This window comes from Pseudomonas sp. 1L-C-7-B-C1 (genome assembly GCF_057291635.1).
The window spans coordinates 44,214-59,609 of record NZ_JBXAWH010000016.1 but is presented as its reverse complement, the minus strand read 5'-3'; the positions used below and the strand labels follow the sequence as shown (position 1 = coordinate 59,609).

Here is a 15,396-nt window from a genome sequence, read left to right as displayed (position 1 = left end):
GCTTACTCTGTTGCAGCGAAGAACCGCCCCACCCAATGTAGTCACCACCCGTGTTAGCCAGCACCTAACAACCTCCGGAGCCCCATACATGTCTCGACCCAGCCCCCGCATGACCCTGCTCACGGCTTCCGGCGTGTGCGCGTTGATCGTGCTCGACACCAACATTGTCGCCGTGACTCTGCCGAGCATCGCGCGTGATCTGGGTGCCGGGTTTGCCGACATCGAGTGGGTGGTCAGCGCCTACATGCTGGCTTTCGCCGCGCTGTTGCTGCCGGCGGGCAGCCTGGCCGACCGCTTTGGGCGCAAGCGCATGCTGATCACCGGGCTGGTGCTGTTCATCCTGGCGTCGCTAGGCTGCGGAGCGGCGCCGGACATTCTGTTCCTCGACATTGCCCGTGCGCTCAAGGGTGTGGGCGCGGCCTTGCTGCTGACCTCGGCGCTGGCGACCATCGGCCACGTTTTCCATGATGAAGCCGAGCGCGCCAAAGCCTGGGCGTTCTGGGGAGCCTGCATGGGCGTGGCCATGACTGCAGCGCCCACGGTCGGCGGGCTGATCGCCGAACTGGTCGGCTGGCGCTGGATTTTCTACCTTAACCTGCCGGTGGGTCTGGGGCTGCTGGTGATGGTCATGGGGAACATCGAGGAATCGCGCAACGAGCAGTCAGCGCGGCTTGATCCGTGGGGCAGCCTGTTTTTCAGTGCCAGCCTGCTGAGCCTGATCTGGGGCCTGATCGAAGCCACCCGAATCGGCTGGGACCACCCGCTCACCTCCATGCGTCTGGCCGCCGGGGCGGTGCTACTCGCGCTGTTCGTCATCGCCGAGCGCCTGCAACGCCGGCCGATGGTCGACTTGCAGCTGTTCAAATACCCGCGCTTCATCGGTGCCCTGCTCGGCATGTTCGCCTACGCTGGCTGCGCCCAAGTGATGATGACCCTGCTGCCGTTTTACCTGCAGAACGGCCTGGGCTTCAGCGCCATCGGCTCGGGGCTGGGCATGCTGCCGTTCGCAATCACCATGCTCCTGTTGCCACGCTTCGGGCCGACAATCTCACGTCATCTTTCGCCGGCCGCCATGATGGCGCTGGGCCTGACCCTTGTGGGCATCGGCAACCTGCTTTGCGCCTGGGCCACCGGAATGGGCGGCTACCCGGCATTCGCTGCGGCGATGGCGGTGACCGGTGCGGGGGCGGGCTTGCTCAATGGCGACACCCAGAAAAACATCATGGCCTGCGTACCCCGCGAACGCACCGGCATGGCATCGGGGATGAGCACGACCATGCGGTTCAGCGCCATCATGCTGGCGATCGGCGTCTACGGCGCGCTGCTCGCCAGTCACACGCTCGGTGCGCTGAAAGACACACTGGCGACCGTTGCGCCCGACCTCCTCGATCAGGCCGAGCACATCGCCTCACGTGCGGTGGCCGGGGACATGAACGCTGCGCTGCAAACGATCGATGCCAGCGCCCGGGGAATGATTCAGCCGCTGGCCCGGGACGCCTTTGTCTCGGGCTTCGGCTCGGTGCTGTGGGTGTCGGGACTGATCGCCCTGTTGGCCGCAGTGCTGGTGGGCACGCTGATGCGCAAGCCCATTCCGCTGATGCACCTGAAAACCGCCTGACCCATGCCACCGCTGAGGCGAATTTTTAGCGGGCTGCGAGGGCCCACACCCGGGCGATATCCCGCGCGCGATCATGGAGCAGGGCCGCCGCATTGGCGCAGGCGAACTCCAGCGTCATCGGCCCGCTGGTCACGGCAAACGCGGCGCTGATGCCGTGGGCATAAAGGTCGGCGTAGCCCTCCCCCAGTGTGCCGGCCAGCACGATGACCGGCACGTTGTTGCGCTGCGCCATCCGGGCGACGCCGAAGGGGGTTTTGCCGCGCAGGGTCTGGGCGTCGAAACGGCCTTCGCCGGTGATGACCAAGTCGGCGCCCTCCAGTGCGTCGGCCAGCCCGGTCAGGTCGGCGACCACCTCCACGCCGGGACGGAACGATGCATTCAGATAGGCCTTGGCGGCGAAACCCATGCCGCCTGCCGCGCCGCTTCCCGGGTATTCGCTGTCGTCCCGACCCAGTGCCTGAGCGGAATGCTCGGCGAAATGCCCCAGGGCCGCGTCCAGCGCCAGCACCTGCTCAGGGGACGCGCCCTTCTGCGGGCCAAAGATGTGCGAAGCACCCTGCAGGCCGGACAGGGGATTGTTGACGTCGGCGGCGACCTCGAACTGCACGCTGTTCAAGCGCGGGTCGAGCCCGGTCAGGTCGATGCGCGCCAGTTGCGCCAGCGACAGACCACCGGCCGGGAGAGGCTGGTCGTCGCGGTCAAGGAAGCGCGCGCCCAGCGCCGACAGCATGCCGGTGCCGGCATCATTGGTCGCGCTGCCGCCGATGGCCAGAATCACCCGCTCGGCGCCGGCATCCAGGGCGGCCTTGATCAGCTCGCCGGTGCCGAACGTGCTGGTGACCGTCGCGTCGCGCTGTTCCAGGCTCAGCAGTTGCAAGCCGCTGGCCATGGCCATTTCGATGATCGCTGTGCGCGTGTCCGACAGCCAGCCCCACTGTGCCTGCACGGGCTGCGCAAGCGGTCCGCTGACCTGATTGCTCATCCACTCACCGTCGCACGCCGCCAAGACCGCTTCGATGGTGCCCTCCCCGCCATCGGCCATCGGGCACTCGACCAACTGGGCATCAGGCCAGACATCGATGAGCCCGGCGGCGATGGCGTGGGCGACACTTTGGGCGCTGAGGCTGTCTTTGAACGAGTCCGGGGCGATGACGATTTTCATATTATTCTCCTTGTCTGATGGACGATCTTCGCACCCTGAAGAAACTTTACCGCCTTACGCTTGCACAACAGATGGCTGGCTCGGTTGTTCATACGAACAACGCTGCGACAGCGCTTTACCTGACCACCATCTGCGCGCCGAGGTACAGGCGCAGCAGGTCTTCTGTTCGATAAGGGTCGCAGCCAGTCAGTTCGGTAATTTTCTCAAGCCGGTAACGCAGGCTGTTGCGATGGATGCCCAGCGCGTCGGCGCAGGCCTGGCTTTCGCCGCTGTAATCGAACCAGGCGCGCAGGGTGTCGAGCAGCTGCGGGTTGTCGTGCAGGCGCTTGATGGGTTCTGCGATGCCTTCGGCCAACCAGTCGTGGCGATTGCGCCAGAACAGCAGCGCGACGCGATGGCTGGCCAGACGCAGCAGTTTGACGGTCGGCCGCAAGTGGCGTGCGTACTCGAGCAGGTCGCGAGCGGCGGTGCAGGCGGCGCGCAGGGAGGCCAGATCAGATGAAGGCTCGACGGTCGCCATGCGCTGTACGGGCCAGTCTTGCTCGTCGAAAAGCGCCAGCAGCAAGGCGTCGTCGCGATCCTTCCCTACGGCGCGGCACCAGTAAATCAACCCCGGCTCACAGGGCAGACACCAGCTGTTGGCGTATCGCCCCATCAGCCACGCACTCATCACACCGGCATGGGTCGCGGCTTCGGGGAGTTCGAGCAGCACGGCCTGACGCGGCAACTGCGGCTGCAAGCCCAACTGCTCAGCCTCGGCGACCAGATGGGCAGCACTTTCGCCGAGCAACAGCCGCGACAGCAGGTCTTCACTGCGCTGATGCCGCCACTGTTGATCGGCCTGCTGACGTCGGTGCTCCATGAGCATCTCGGCGGTCATCTTCACCAGCTCCGCGTAGACCCGCACCTCATCGGGCTCGCCGGTGATGCCGAGCACGCCGATCAGTTTCTGATCCAGCATCAAGGGCAAATTTACCCCCGGCCGCACCCCGTCGAGCTGCCGGGCGGTGTGCGAATCGATCTCCACCACGCGGCTGTTGGCAAGCACAAGCTGCGCCCCTTCATGCCGGGTGTACAACCGCTCCGCCTCGCCACTGCCAATGATGATGCCCAGATAATCCATGACATTGACGTTGCACGGCAAAATCGCCATCGCCCGGTCGACGATGTCCTGGGCCAGGGCGTGATCAAGGGCGAACATGAGGGGTGTCTGCACAGCGAAGGGAGTGAGGGTTCATACACATCAGGTCTTGTTTTTGTGGGTGGAGGGAGTCTGCCTGAATCTTGGTCCCGGCGCGATTGGCCGCTAGCATGGGATTTCAACTATAAGTAATATCCAGGCCAGACTTATGGAAGTCTTATAAGGACCCATGAATACGATCGTATGGACAAGGAAGGCCGTGAAACAACTCCTCAAGTTGCAACTAAGGCATCAGGTGCAAATCAGGGACGCTGTAAGCAAGCTGGAGTCGATGCCGGACGTCACCCACGTTAAATCTCTCGCTGGCCATAGCTGCGGCTACCGCCTGAGAGTTGGCGACTATCGTGTTCTGTTCGGCTGGGACGGCGGGGTCAAAATTGTCAGTGTTCAGGAGGTCAAAAAACGCGATGAGCGCACCTACTCATAACATCCAGATCATCAACGGCCCGGACGGCAAGCCCGCCTTCGTGGTCATCCCTTATGAAGAGTACGTCAGCCAGCACGGTGTGGATGATCTAATCCCTCATGAGGTCGTCAGCCGGATCGTTGACGGTTCAACGCCGATTCGGGCGTGGCGCGAGTATCTGGATCTGACCCAAGAGCTTGTCGCCGGAAGACTCGGTATCTCCCAACCCGCCTACGCCCAGCAGGAATCGGTGGCGCGTCCCCGCAAGCAGACCCGAGAAAGAATCGCCCAGGCATTCGGCATTCGGCCCGATCAACTGGACATCTGAACACGCGAGATCTCAATTTGGCCCTTCACCGTCTCACCCTCCTCCTTTCCGCCCTGACCCTTCAGGCCTGCGCCTCGACCGAGGTGCCTTTGGGGCAGGCGAGTTTTGCCGAGTATCGCCAGCAGACCATCGCCTGGATGGAGCAGAACCGGACCTTTCAGACGCCTGATCACCCTGCCGAGATCGAGTGGAACGCGCCTCGGGAATGGCGACCCAGTGGGCCAGCCACACGGGGGATTCTGTTGGTCCATGGCCTCGGCGACTCTCCTTGGTCGTTCAATGACGTCGGCGAGGCGCTCGCCGCGCAGGGGTTTCTGGTGCGCACGGTGTTGCTGCCGGGGCATGGCAGCAAGCCGGCGGACATGCTTGGTGTGACGCTCAGACAGTGGCAGCAGGTGGTGCGCGAGCAGACGCAGATGCTTGAGCGGGAGGTGCCGACGGTGTATCTGGGCGGGTTTTCGACCGGGGCGAACCTGGTGCTGGATTACGCCTACGAGCACGCGAATATCGCCGGCCTGGTGCTGTTTTCTCCGGCCTTCAAACCGGCGAACACCTACGCCTGGGTCACTCAGTACATCGGCTGGTTCCGCCCGTGGCTGGCGAAACCGGACGATGGCGTGCGCCCGATGCAGACGCCGGTCCGCTACCTGAACGTGCCCACCAACGGTTTCGCCCAGTTTTATCGCAGCGCTTTGTTGGCCCAGAAGCACCTCGATAAAGGGGTCTATGACAAGCCGGTGTTTGTCGCCATCACCGAGCACGATTCGGTGCTGGATACCGGTTATGTGCTGGACACCTTCAATTCGCGCTTCACCCACCCGCTCAGCCGGCTGATCTGGTATGGCAACGAACCGGCGCCAGCGCAGAAAAACCCGAGGGTGCGGGTGCGCAACGATTTCCTGCCGGAATACCGGATCGCCCAGTTCTCGCACATGGGGTTGATGTTCTCGCCTGCAAACCCGTTGTATGGGGTGAATGGCAGCCAGCGTATTTGCTGGAACGGGCAAGAATCCGCCGACATGCAGAAATGCCTGAACGGCGAGCCGGTGTGGTATTCGGACTGGGGCCATCGTGAACCGGGCAAGGCCTTCGCGCGACTGACGTTCAATCCGTATTTCGAGTGGCAATCGGGGGTGATGATGGAGGTACTGGCATACCCATAATGGGACCGCGCACGCAGTAGGACCGGCTTCAGCCGGGAAGAGGCCCGTGTGAGCAACACACATTTAGCGATGTCACACCCGATGCATTCCCGGCTAAAGCCAGTCCTACAGGATGACCGCGTCCAAATAGTGGGACCGGCTTCAGCCGGGCCAGCCCGAGCACCACACATCTCGCGGTGTCACACCCAACGCATTCCCGGCTAAAGCCAGTCCTACCGGATGACCGCGCTCAAATAGTGGGACCGGCTTTAGCCGGGAAGAGGCCAGCTTGAGCACCCTCACATTTGCGGTGTGACGCACGACGCATTCCCGGCTAAAGCCAGTCCTACAGGGTGACCGCGTTCAAATAGTGGGACCGGATTCAGCCGTGAAGAGGCCAGCTTGAGCACCCCCAGATCTGTTGTGTGACGCCCGACGCATTCCCGGCTAAAGCCAGTCCCACAGGAAGGCCACGTTCAAATAGTGGGACCGGATTCAGCCGTGAAGAGGCCAGCTTGAGCACCCCCAGATCTGTTGTGTGACGCCCGACGCATTCCCGGCTAAAGCCAGTCCCACAGGAAGGCCACGTTCAAATAGCAGGACCGGCTTCAGCCGGGAAGAGGCCAGCTTGAGCACCCTCAGATCTGCTGTGTGACGCCCGACGCATTCCCGGCTAAAGCCGGTCCCACAGGAAGACCGCGTTCAAATAGTGGGACCGGCTTCAGCCGGGAAGAGGCCAGCACGAGCACCACACATCTCGCGGTGTCACACCCGACGCTTTCCCGGCTAAACCAGTCCTACAGGATGACCGCGTTCAAATAGTGGGACCGGCTTCAGCCGGGAAGAGGCCAGCCGGAGCACCACACATCTCGCGATGTCACACCCGACGCTTTCCCGGCTAAACCAGTCCTACAGGATGACCGCGTTCAAATAGTGGGACCGGCTTCAGCCGGGAAGAGGCCAGCCGGAGCACCACACATCTCGCGATGTCACACCCGATGCATTCCCGGCTAAAGCCGGTCCCACCATTGGCCGCAGTCACTCCTACTTGCTGCAAACCCTATCAACCCCGCGCCGTCACTCCACCGGCGCCAGCCGTTCTCGGCTGTTGCTCAGGTGAGTCCACATTGCGGCGCGGGCGGCGTCGGGGTCCTGGCGGCGGATGGCGGCGAGGATGGCTTCGTGCTCGAGGTTGGCCAGATAGGCACTGTGGGTGAGACTTGACCCGGCCCGTTCGCTGGTGGCGATGCGGCTGCGGGGGATAACGGCGATGCCGAGGTTCTGCAGGATCTCCACGAAGTAAGGATTGCCGGTGGCCTCGGCGATCAGCAGATGAAAGCGCCGGTCGGCTTCGACGCAGCTGTCTTCCTTGGCCAGCAGGTCCTGATAATCGTCCAGCGCGGCGCGCATCGCTGTCAGCTGTGCGTGGCTCCGGCGCTGCGCGGCCAGGGCGACGGCCTGGGTTTCCAGGCCCATGCGCAGTTCGATGATGTGTCGCACGCTGAACGCGGTTTCCACCTTCAGGTGCAGACCGCTCTGCTCGGAGCGCGCCAGCACGTAGGTGCCTTTGCCCTGATGGGTTTCGACCAGCCCGGACGCCTGCAATTTGGAAATCGCCTCGCGCACCACCGTGCGGCTCACGCCATGCTCGCGGACGATCTCGCTCTCCGAGGGCAACTTCGCACCGGGCGCAATGGTGCCCATAAGGATTCGCTGGCTGAGGTCGGTCACCAGGTCCGTCGCCAGGCTGTGCTGGCGTCGCTTGGGTGGCAAGGGTCCGGTGCTGTTCAAAAAGGTCGTCCTGTAGGTACTGAAAAGAGCGGCGGCCGCCAAGGCCTGCCCTCCACTTGTATTTTCCTGACGGTGAAGTCTCGACGCACACCCCCACTCACCGGCTTGATGCACAACCAACCCCGGCCAAAGCCCCGAAAACAGAGCTACCAAGCAGTGCACCCCACTCATTCAACTTGTCAGACAGGCGAGCCTAGCCCGACGAAATACTTCCCGCAACCCCTTTAAATACGGTTGCCATGTCGATCATTACTTGTATGATGACTGGCAACAGGGCTACACACCTTGTCACACACAACGTGCTTAACCACCCGCATAAAAATAATCAGTGGGAGTTACCAGAGTGAACACATCCTCAATACGGGCGGATGACGCCTCCGATTCCGTCCTGCAATCGGCGGTCTCGAAAGTCAAACGACACATCCTGCCGCTCTTCGTCATCATGTTCATCGTCAACTACATCGACCGGGTCAACATCGGCTTCGTACGTAGTCACATGGAACATGATCTGGGTATCGGCGCAGCCGCCTACGGCTTCGGTGCCGGCCTGTTCTTCATCGCCTATGCGATGTTCGAAGTCCCCTCCAACATCCTCCTGCAGAAAGTCGGCGCGCGCATCTGGCTGACCCGCATCATGCTGACCTGGGGCATCGTCGCCGCCTGCATGGCGTTCATCCAGACTGAAACCCACTTCTATATCCTGCGCTTCCTGCTGGGCGTGGCCGAAGCCGGTTTCTTCCCGGGCGTCATCTACTACTTCACTCGCTGGTTGCCCGGCGTCGAGCGTGGCAAGGCCATCGCCATCTTCCTCAGCGGCTCGGCCTTTGCGTCGGTGATCTCCGGCCCGCTCTCCGGCCTGTTGCTGCAGATCGACGCGCTGGGCTACCACGGCTGGCAGTGGATGTACTTCATCGAAGGCATGTTCTCCGTCGGCCTGTGCTTCTTCGTATGGTTCTGGCTCGACTCCAAGCCCCACGACGCCAAATGGCTGACCGAGGCCGAGAAAGACGCCCTGGTCAACACCATCGACGCTGAACAGAAAGCTCGAGAAGCGGCCAATCCGGTCAAGCTGTCCATCGGCAAGTTGCTAAAAGATCCACAGATCATCCTGTTCTGCCTGATGTACTTCTTCATCCAGCTGACGATTTACGCGGCGACGTTCTGGCTGCCGAGCATCATCAAGAAGATGGGCGACCTCACCGACTTCCAGGTCGGTCTGTTCAACTCGATTCCGTGGTTCATCGCCATCGTCTGCATGTACGGTTTTGCCTCGCTGTCGGCCAAGTGGAAACACCAGCAGGCGTGGGTCGCCGTGGCCTTGTTGATCGCGGCAGCAGGGATGTTCATGTCGACCACGGGCGGTCCGGTGTTTGCCTTCGTCGCCATCTGCTTCGCGGCGATGGGCTTCAAGTCGGCGTCGTCGCTGTTCTGGCCGATCCCCCAGGGCTATCTGGATGCACGCATCGCCGCGGGCGTTATCGCCCTGATCAACTCGGTGGGCAACCTGGGCGGTTTTGTTGCGCCGACCACCTTCGGCATCCTCGAACAGCAGACCGGTTCGATCCAGGGCGGCCTGTATGGCCTGACGGTCACCTCGATCATCGCCGCGATTCTGGTGTTCACCGTGCGCACGACGCCCAAGCCCGGCGCGGTGCCGGTGGCCAAGGTCGACGTCACACCCAGCCACACTTGAGCCAGGCGCTTGGGCCCTGAGCTCTGAGCAATGAAGGCCGTAAAGACAGCGCCCCCGCCGCGCTGGGTACTCACAAGGATTTAGACATGAACACACAGACTTCCGGCAGCACCCCCGTCATCACCGACATGCAGGTCATTCCGGTGGCCGGCCACGACGACATGCTGCTCAACCTCAGCGGTGCCCACGGCCCGTATTTCACTCGCAACATCGTCATCCTCAAGGACAACGCCGGGCATACCGGCGTGGGTGAAATTCCCGGCGGCGAGAAAATCCGCCAGACCCTCGAAGATGCCCGTGGGCTGGTGGTCGGCAGCAGCATTGGCAACTACCAGAAGATTCTCAACGACGTGCGCCGCACCTTTGCCGAGCGCGATGCCGGTGGTCGCGGCCTGCAGACCTTCGACCTGCGCATCACCATCCACGCGGTCACCGGTATTGAAGCGGCGGTGCTGGATTTGCTCGGCCAGCACCTGGAAGTGCCGGTCGCCGCACTGCTCGGCGAAGGCCAGCAGCGTGATGAAGTGAAGATGCTGGGCTACCTGTTTTACGTCGGTGACCAGACGAAAACCAACCTGCCCTATCGCACCGAAGCTGACGCGGACAACGAGTGGTTTCGCGTTCGTCACGAAGAAGCGCTGACCCCGGAAGCGGTGGTGCGTCTGGCCGAGGCGGCTTACGCGCAATACGGTTTCGAGGACTTCAAGCTCAAGGGCGGCGTGCTCAGCGGCGATGCGGAAATCGAAGCCGTCACGGCGCTGGCCGAACGCTTCCCGAAAGCGCGCATTACCCTCGATCCCAACGGCGCCTGGTCGCTGAAAGAAGCAGTGCGTCTGTGCCGCGATCAACACAAAGTGTTGGCTTATGCGGAAGATCCGTGTGGCGCCGAGAACGGTTATTCGGGCCGGGAAGTCATGGCTGAATTCCGTCGCGCCACCGGCCTGCGCACCGCCACCAACATGATCGCCACCGACTGGCGCGAAATGGGTCATGCCATCCAGCTGCAATCGGTGGACATCCCGCTGGCCGACCCGCACTTCTGGACCATGCAAGGTTCGGTGCGCGTCGCGCAGATGTGCAACGAGTGGGGCCTGACCTGGGGTTCGCACTCCAATAACCACTTCGATATTTCCCTGGCGATGTTCACCCACGCGGCCGCCGCTGCGCCGGGCAACATCACCGCCATCGACACCCACTGGATCTGGCAGGACGGCCAGCGTCTGACCAAGGCGCCGCTGCAGATCATCGGCGGCAATGTGCAGGTGCCGAAGAAGCCCGGGCTGGGCGTCGAGATCGACATGGACCAGGTTGCCAAGGCCCACGAGCTGTACAAGGGTATGGGGCTTGGCGCACGGGATGACAGCGTGGCAATGCAGTTTCTGCTGCCGAACTGGACGTTCAACAACAAGCAGCCGTGTCTGGTTCGCTGATCGCATGATTTACACCGGTCAACCCTGCCGCTTGAGAAACGGCTGGACAGGGCGACCGGGCAGGTTCACCTAAACTGCCAAATGGCGACCGGCGCGTAACCCCTTGCGCGCCGTTTTTCTTCATCATCTGCTGTAGCGGCCGCGTGCTACTGTTCGCGCATCACACTGCCGTGAAGTCCTCCATGTCCCGCCTTGCCAAGACCCACCCTCGCCTGACCATTGCCACCCTTGTCGGCGTCGCTGCCGGCATCGCCAGCGCGTTCGTCGCCCCCGACATTTCGGTGATCAGCAAATGCCTGATCGGCTGGAACGTCGCCGGCTGGCTGTACATGGCGATGATCATGCGCCGCACCTTCAAATCCAGCGCGGATGACGTGCGCCGGGTCGCGGAAATCGAGGACGAGAACGCCGGCGTGGTGCTGTTCGTCGTCTGCGTGGCGGCGATTGCCAGCCTGGCGGCGATCATCCTGGAGCTAGCCGGCATTCAGGACATGAAGAACGCCGACAAAGCGCTGCATTACGCCTTCACCGGCTTCACCATCCTTGGCTCATGGCTGCTGATCGGCGTGGTCTTCAGCCTGCACTACGCCCGGGTGTTCTACACCTGGCGCGGCGACCAGCCGGCGCTGCGCTTTGCCGATGGCGAAGAGAACCCGGACTACTGGGACTTTCTGTATTTCTCCTTCACCTTGAGCGTTGCCGTGCAGACTTCCGACGTCGGCGTCGGCACCCGCGGCCTGCGCAAAGTGGTGCTGGCGCAGTCGCTGATCGGCTTTGTGTTCAACACCTCGATTCTGGGTTTCTCGATCAACATCGCGGCGGGGTTGTTTAATTGAGGTATGGCGACTGATCCGGCGGCAAGTGGACTTCCAGACAGTCCCGCTCGGGCGTACTGTGAGCGCCATAAAATCCAACATCGCTGCTGAACGAGGCCTCGCTCAATGACCCAGGATTCCGGGCTGAAGATTGCCGTACTCGACGACTGGCAATCGGTTGCCGAAAAGGTTGTGGACTGGACCGTGTTGCAATCGATCGGCGAGGTCAGCTTTCTGCATGACTACCCGGCGGACACAGACGCCATGGTCGCCCGCCTCAAGGACTTCCAGATCCTCTGCGTGATGCGCGAGCGCACGGTTTTCGATGACGCCCTGCTCAGTCAGCTGCCACACCTGAAGCTGCTAGTCACCGGCGGCATGCGCAACGCGGCGCTGGACCTCAAGGCCGCCGCGCGCCTGGGCATCACCGTGGTCGGCACCGACAGCTACAAGTACGCGGCGCCGGAACTGACCTGGGCGCTGATCATGGGCGTGACCCGCAACCTGGTGGACGAAGCCAATTCCCTGCGCGCGGGCGACTGGCAGATCGGCATCGGCAGCGACTTGTATGGCAAGACCCTGGGCATCGTCGGGCTGGGCAGCATCGGCCAGAAGATCGCCCGCTACGGCAAGGCTTTCGACATGAAGGTGATTGCCTGGAGCGAGAATCTCACTGCTGAACGCGCTGCCGAGCATGGCGTGACCTGTGTCAGCAAGCAGGAGCTGTTCGAGCAATCGGACGTGGTGTCGGTGAATCTGGTGCTCAGCGAGCGCAGTCGCGGGCTGGTGGATGCCGAGTCGCTGAACCGGATGAAGCCGACGGCGTATCTGGTGAACACCGCCCGCGGGCCGATTGTCGACGAAGACGCGCTGATCGAGGTGCTCAGGCAGAAGAAAATCGCCGGCGCCGCGCTGGATGTTTACAGCGTCGAGCCGTTGCCGGCCGATCACCCGTTCCGCACGCTGCCGAACGTCCTGGCCACGCCCCACGTGGGCTACGTGACCGAGAACAACTACCGGATGTTCTTCAGCCAGATGATCGAGGACATTCAGGCCTGGCACGCTGGCGCGCCGATCCGCGTGTTTGCCTGATCGCGAACCGACTCATTGCCCCAGGACTCACTGCAACAAGGACTCAAATGATGACCACGCCGCTTTCCCGATTGCCCTCCGACCCGCGCGCCGCGTTGCTGGTGATCGACATGCAATACGACTTCATGCCCGGCGGCGCGCTCGCCGTGGCCGAAGGCGACGCGCTGGTGCCACTGATCAACCGCCTCGGCGCGCAGTTTCGCAACGTAATCATGGCCCAGGACTGGCACCCGCGCGGGCATGTGTCGTTTGCGTCGAGCCATGCCGGGCGCGCGCCGTTCGACAGCATCACCCTGCCCTACGGCGCGCAGACGCTGTGGCCCGATCACTGCGTTCAAGGCAGCCCCGGCGCTCAGTTGCATGCCGATCTGGACATCCCCCACGCGCAGTTGATCCTGCGCAAGGGCTGCAACGCCGGCATCGATAGCTACTCCGCCTTCGTCGAAGCCGACCGCACGACCCGCACCGGGCTGGCCGGTTATCTGAGCGAGCGTGGCATCGACAGCGTGTTCGTGGTCGGTCTGGCCCTGGATTACTGCGTGGCCTGGACCGCGCTGGACGCCCGGGCGGCGGGTTTCAACACCTGGGTGATCGCCGATGCCTGCAAGGCCATCGACTTGAACGGCTCGCTGGACCAGGCCTGGAAAGACATGGCCCTCGCGGGGGTCAACCGGATCGACAGCGCGGAGCTCACTGAATAAACACACAGTCCCCTGTAGAAGTGAGGTTGTTCACGAAGAGGCCGGGACATTCAGCCACTTTCTCCGGCGGCTGAAAGTCAGTCTTCGCGAGCAAGCTCGACTCCCACGGATGGTGGGCTGACTCATATTTCGGCCAGTTCGGAGGACCTGTGGGTGTCCGCATCCGCAGGCAGCTCCTACAGCAATACGCCTCAATCCTCCCCTAGCGCAAAGCGCTCCAACCCTTCCCCCTCCATCCGGTAGCGCACCCACTCGTCCTGGGGCTCGGCGCCGATGGATTGGTAGAAGTCGATCGCCGGCTGGTTCCAGTCCAGCACGCTCCATTCAAGACGGCCGCAGCCGCTGTCGTGGGCGATCCGGGCCAGATGGCGCAACAGCTTCTTGCCAGCGCCGACGCCCCGTTGGGCGGCGGACACATACAAATCCTCAAGGTACAGGCCCTTGCGGCCCAGCCAGGTAGAGTAGCTGAGGAAGTACACCGCGAAACCAATAGGCTGGCCGTCCAGCAGGCAGATCAGCGCCTTGGCCGGCGAGGCTTCGTCGAACAGGCTGCGCTCGATGTCGGCGACGCTGGCCTTGACCTCGTGCTCGGCTTTTTCATAGATAGCAAGCTCGGTGATGAAGCCCAGGATGACGGCGGCGTCGGCACGGGTGGCGTCGCGAATGTGAAGGGTCAAAAGAGGATCTCCCACGTCAATGAAAAGGCTGCCGCCGTTGGCGAACGACGGGTAACGGATTGTGTCTCAAGCAGCAGTGTCGCGCAGCAAGCATGTGCAAGCCAGCCGCCGCCTCCCTCGAACATCTCAAACAGAATGCTCTGCCAAAGAGCACTGAATCATCCAAAGGATCACCATGGAAAACCAACCAGACGGCAAGACCCCCGGTCTGACGCCGGAAGAAGAACGCGATATCGACGAAAATCAGCCACCTCGCGCTGCCGTCCTCCACGAGACGATCCGCATGCAGGGCGATCAGGAACTGGAACGCAACGTCGCTGCGCTGTTCTGGTCGGCCCTCGCAGCCGGATTGACCATGGGCCTGTCATTGATGGCGATGGGGCTGTTGAACTCTCGCCTGCCCGATGCCGAAGGCTTCAAAGTCATCGCCAGCTTCGGCTACTGCGCAGGCTTTCTGGCGGTGATTCTCGCCCGTCAGCAACTGTTCACCGAAAACACCCTGACCGCCGTGTTGCCGGTGATGAGCAAGCCGACGCTGAACAACGTCGTCCGCCTGTTGCGGCTGTGGACCGTGGTGCTGGTAGGTAACCTGTGCGGCACGCTGCTGGTGGCTTACGTGATGCTGCACCTGCCGATCTTTGACACCAAGACCGACCAGGCCTTCCTCGAAATCGGCCGCAAGGTGATGGAGAACGACAGCGGGCAGATGTTCGCCAAAGGCATTATCTCCGGCTGGATGATCGCCACCATGGTGTGGATGATCCCGTCCATGGAGTCGGCCAAGGTCGCCATCATCGTGATGATCACCTACCTGATGGCATTGGGGGATTTCACCCACATCGTGGTCGGCTCGGCGGAAGTCTCGTATCTGGTGTTCGCCGGCGAACTGCCGTGGAAAGATTTCTGGCTCACATTTGCAGGCCCGACCCTGGGTGGCAACATCATTGGGGGCAGCTTCATCTTCGCGTTGATCAGCCATGCGCAGATCCGCAGCGAAGGCGAAACGCCGGAAAAGAAGGGCAAAAAGAAAGCGCTGGACGAAAAGCTGAAGCAAGAGCTGCGTCAGCCAGACGCTGAATCCGAACGCAAAGGCGCTTGAAGCCCCTGTAGGAGTGACCGGGGTGGCGCTCCACCTTGCTCGCGAATGCGTTCTGTCAGCCGACCTTTTTTTGTGAGGTCCGACGCCTTCGCGAGCAAGCTCACTCCTACTGGCCAACGGCACGATCAGATATCGGCGGCGTGGCCCTCCCCTCGACGCTGGCTAGCACCAAAAAGCCCCTCATGCCCTTCTTAAATTATTTTTAAGAAATCCCGACTACGTTTAAAGGCAAAATGCAGGC

14 protein-coding genes are annotated in these 15,396 nt (G+C 62.3%); 10 read left to right on the top strand and 4 right to left on the bottom strand.

Going from position 1 to position 15,396, the window contains the following annotated elements; translation table 11 throughout:
* Positions 1-88: 88 nt before the first annotated feature.
* Complete coding sequence (locus AC0Z8Z_RS22560) at positions 89-1,618, top strand: MFS transporter (RefSeq protein ID WP_485620582.1); 1,530 nt, start codon at positions 89-91, stop codon at positions 1,616-1,618.
* Between the two features lie 25 nt (positions 1,619-1,643).
* Here AC0Z8Z_RS22560 and AC0Z8Z_RS22555 read toward each other — a convergent pair whose 3' ends face one another.
* Complete coding sequence (locus AC0Z8Z_RS22555; RefSeq protein WP_485620581.1) at positions 1,644-2,780, bottom strand: glycerate kinase; 1,137 nt, start codon at positions 2,778-2,780, stop codon at positions 1,644-1,646.
* Between the two features lie 115 nt (positions 2,781-2,895).
* Positions 2,896-3,981 carry a CdaR family transcriptional regulator gene (locus AC0Z8Z_RS22550; protein WP_485620580.1) on the bottom strand — a complete coding sequence of 362 codons (1,086 nt, stop codon included), beginning with the start codon at positions 3,979-3,981 and terminating at the stop codon, positions 2,896-2,898.
* 169 nt (positions 3,982-4,150) lie between these two features.
* On the opposite strand from AC0Z8Z_RS22550, the gene AC0Z8Z_RS22545 reads away from it, so the two are divergent.
* From AC0Z8Z_RS22545 to AC0Z8Z_RS22535, 3 genes are read left to right on the top strand one after another with little or no spacing between them, the layout of a single operon-like run.
* Entirely contained in the window at positions 4,151-4,408 is a 258-nt protein-coding gene (locus tag AC0Z8Z_RS22545; protein ID WP_485620579.1) for a type II toxin-antitoxin system RelE family toxin, read from the top strand.
* Positions 4,389-4,715 (top strand): helix-turn-helix domain-containing protein, encoded by a 327-nt coding sequence (locus tag AC0Z8Z_RS22540; protein ID WP_122625390.1) that lies wholly within the window; start codon positions 4,389-4,391, stop codon positions 4,713-4,715. Before AC0Z8Z_RS22545 ends, AC0Z8Z_RS22540 begins: the two co-directional genes overlap by 20 nt.
* A gap of 17 nt (positions 4,716-4,732) precedes the next feature.
* A complete protein-coding gene (locus AC0Z8Z_RS22535) occupies positions 4,733-5,878 on the top strand; it encodes an alpha/beta hydrolase (protein WP_485620578.1) in 1,146 nt (381 codons plus the stop codon).
* 1,056 nt (positions 5,879-6,934) lie between these two features.
* On the opposite strand, the gene AC0Z8Z_RS22530 is transcribed toward AC0Z8Z_RS22535, so the two are convergent.
* Entirely contained in the window at positions 6,935-7,648 is a 714-nt protein-coding gene (locus AC0Z8Z_RS22530; RefSeq protein ID WP_485620577.1) for a FadR/GntR family transcriptional regulator, read from the bottom strand.
* Positions 7,649-7,991: 343 nt separating this feature from the next.
* Here AC0Z8Z_RS22530 and AC0Z8Z_RS22525 point away from each other — a divergent pair, with 343 nt between their 5' ends.
* The 5 genes from AC0Z8Z_RS22525 (at position 7,992) to pncA (ending at position 13,379) form a co-directional block, all read left to right on the top strand.
* Complete coding sequence (locus AC0Z8Z_RS22525; protein WP_485620576.1) at positions 7,992-9,341, top strand: MFS transporter; 1,350 nt, start codon at positions 7,992-7,994, stop codon at positions 9,339-9,341.
* Positions 9,342-9,427: 86 nt separating this feature from the next.
* Entirely contained in the window at positions 9,428-10,771 is a 1,344-nt protein-coding gene (gene gudD, locus AC0Z8Z_RS22520) for a glucarate dehydratase (RefSeq protein WP_205482869.1), read from the top strand.
* A gap of 182 nt (positions 10,772-10,953) precedes the next feature.
* Positions 10,954-11,607: a DUF1345 domain-containing protein gene (locus AC0Z8Z_RS22515; RefSeq protein WP_485620575.1), complete on the top strand. Its 654-nt coding sequence runs from the start codon at positions 10,954-10,956 to the stop codon at positions 11,605-11,607.
* 105 nt (positions 11,608-11,712) lie between these two features.
* Positions 11,713-12,678, top strand: a complete 966-nt coding sequence (locus AC0Z8Z_RS22510; RefSeq protein WP_485620574.1) for a D-2-hydroxyacid dehydrogenase family protein — start codon at positions 11,713-11,715, stop codon at positions 12,676-12,678.
* Positions 12,679-12,728: 50 nt separating this feature from the next.
* Complete coding sequence (pncA, locus tag AC0Z8Z_RS22505; protein ID WP_485620573.1) at positions 12,729-13,379, top strand: bifunctional nicotinamidase/pyrazinamidase; 651 nt, start codon at positions 12,729-12,731, stop codon at positions 13,377-13,379.
* A gap of 191 nt (positions 13,380-13,570) precedes the next feature.
* Here pncA and AC0Z8Z_RS22500 read toward each other — a convergent pair whose 3' ends face one another.
* Positions 13,571-14,056: a GNAT family N-acetyltransferase gene (locus AC0Z8Z_RS22500; RefSeq protein ID WP_485620572.1), complete on the bottom strand. Its 486-nt coding sequence runs from the start codon at positions 14,054-14,056 to the stop codon at positions 13,571-13,573.
* A 175-nt stretch (positions 14,057-14,231) separates the two neighbouring features.
* On the opposite strand from AC0Z8Z_RS22500, the gene AC0Z8Z_RS22495 reads away from it, so the two are divergent.
* A complete protein-coding gene (locus tag AC0Z8Z_RS22495) occupies positions 14,232-15,155 on the top strand; it encodes a formate/nitrite transporter family protein (RefSeq protein ID WP_172612725.1) in 924 nt (307 codons plus the stop codon).
* Positions 15,156-15,396: the final 241 nt, after the last annotated feature.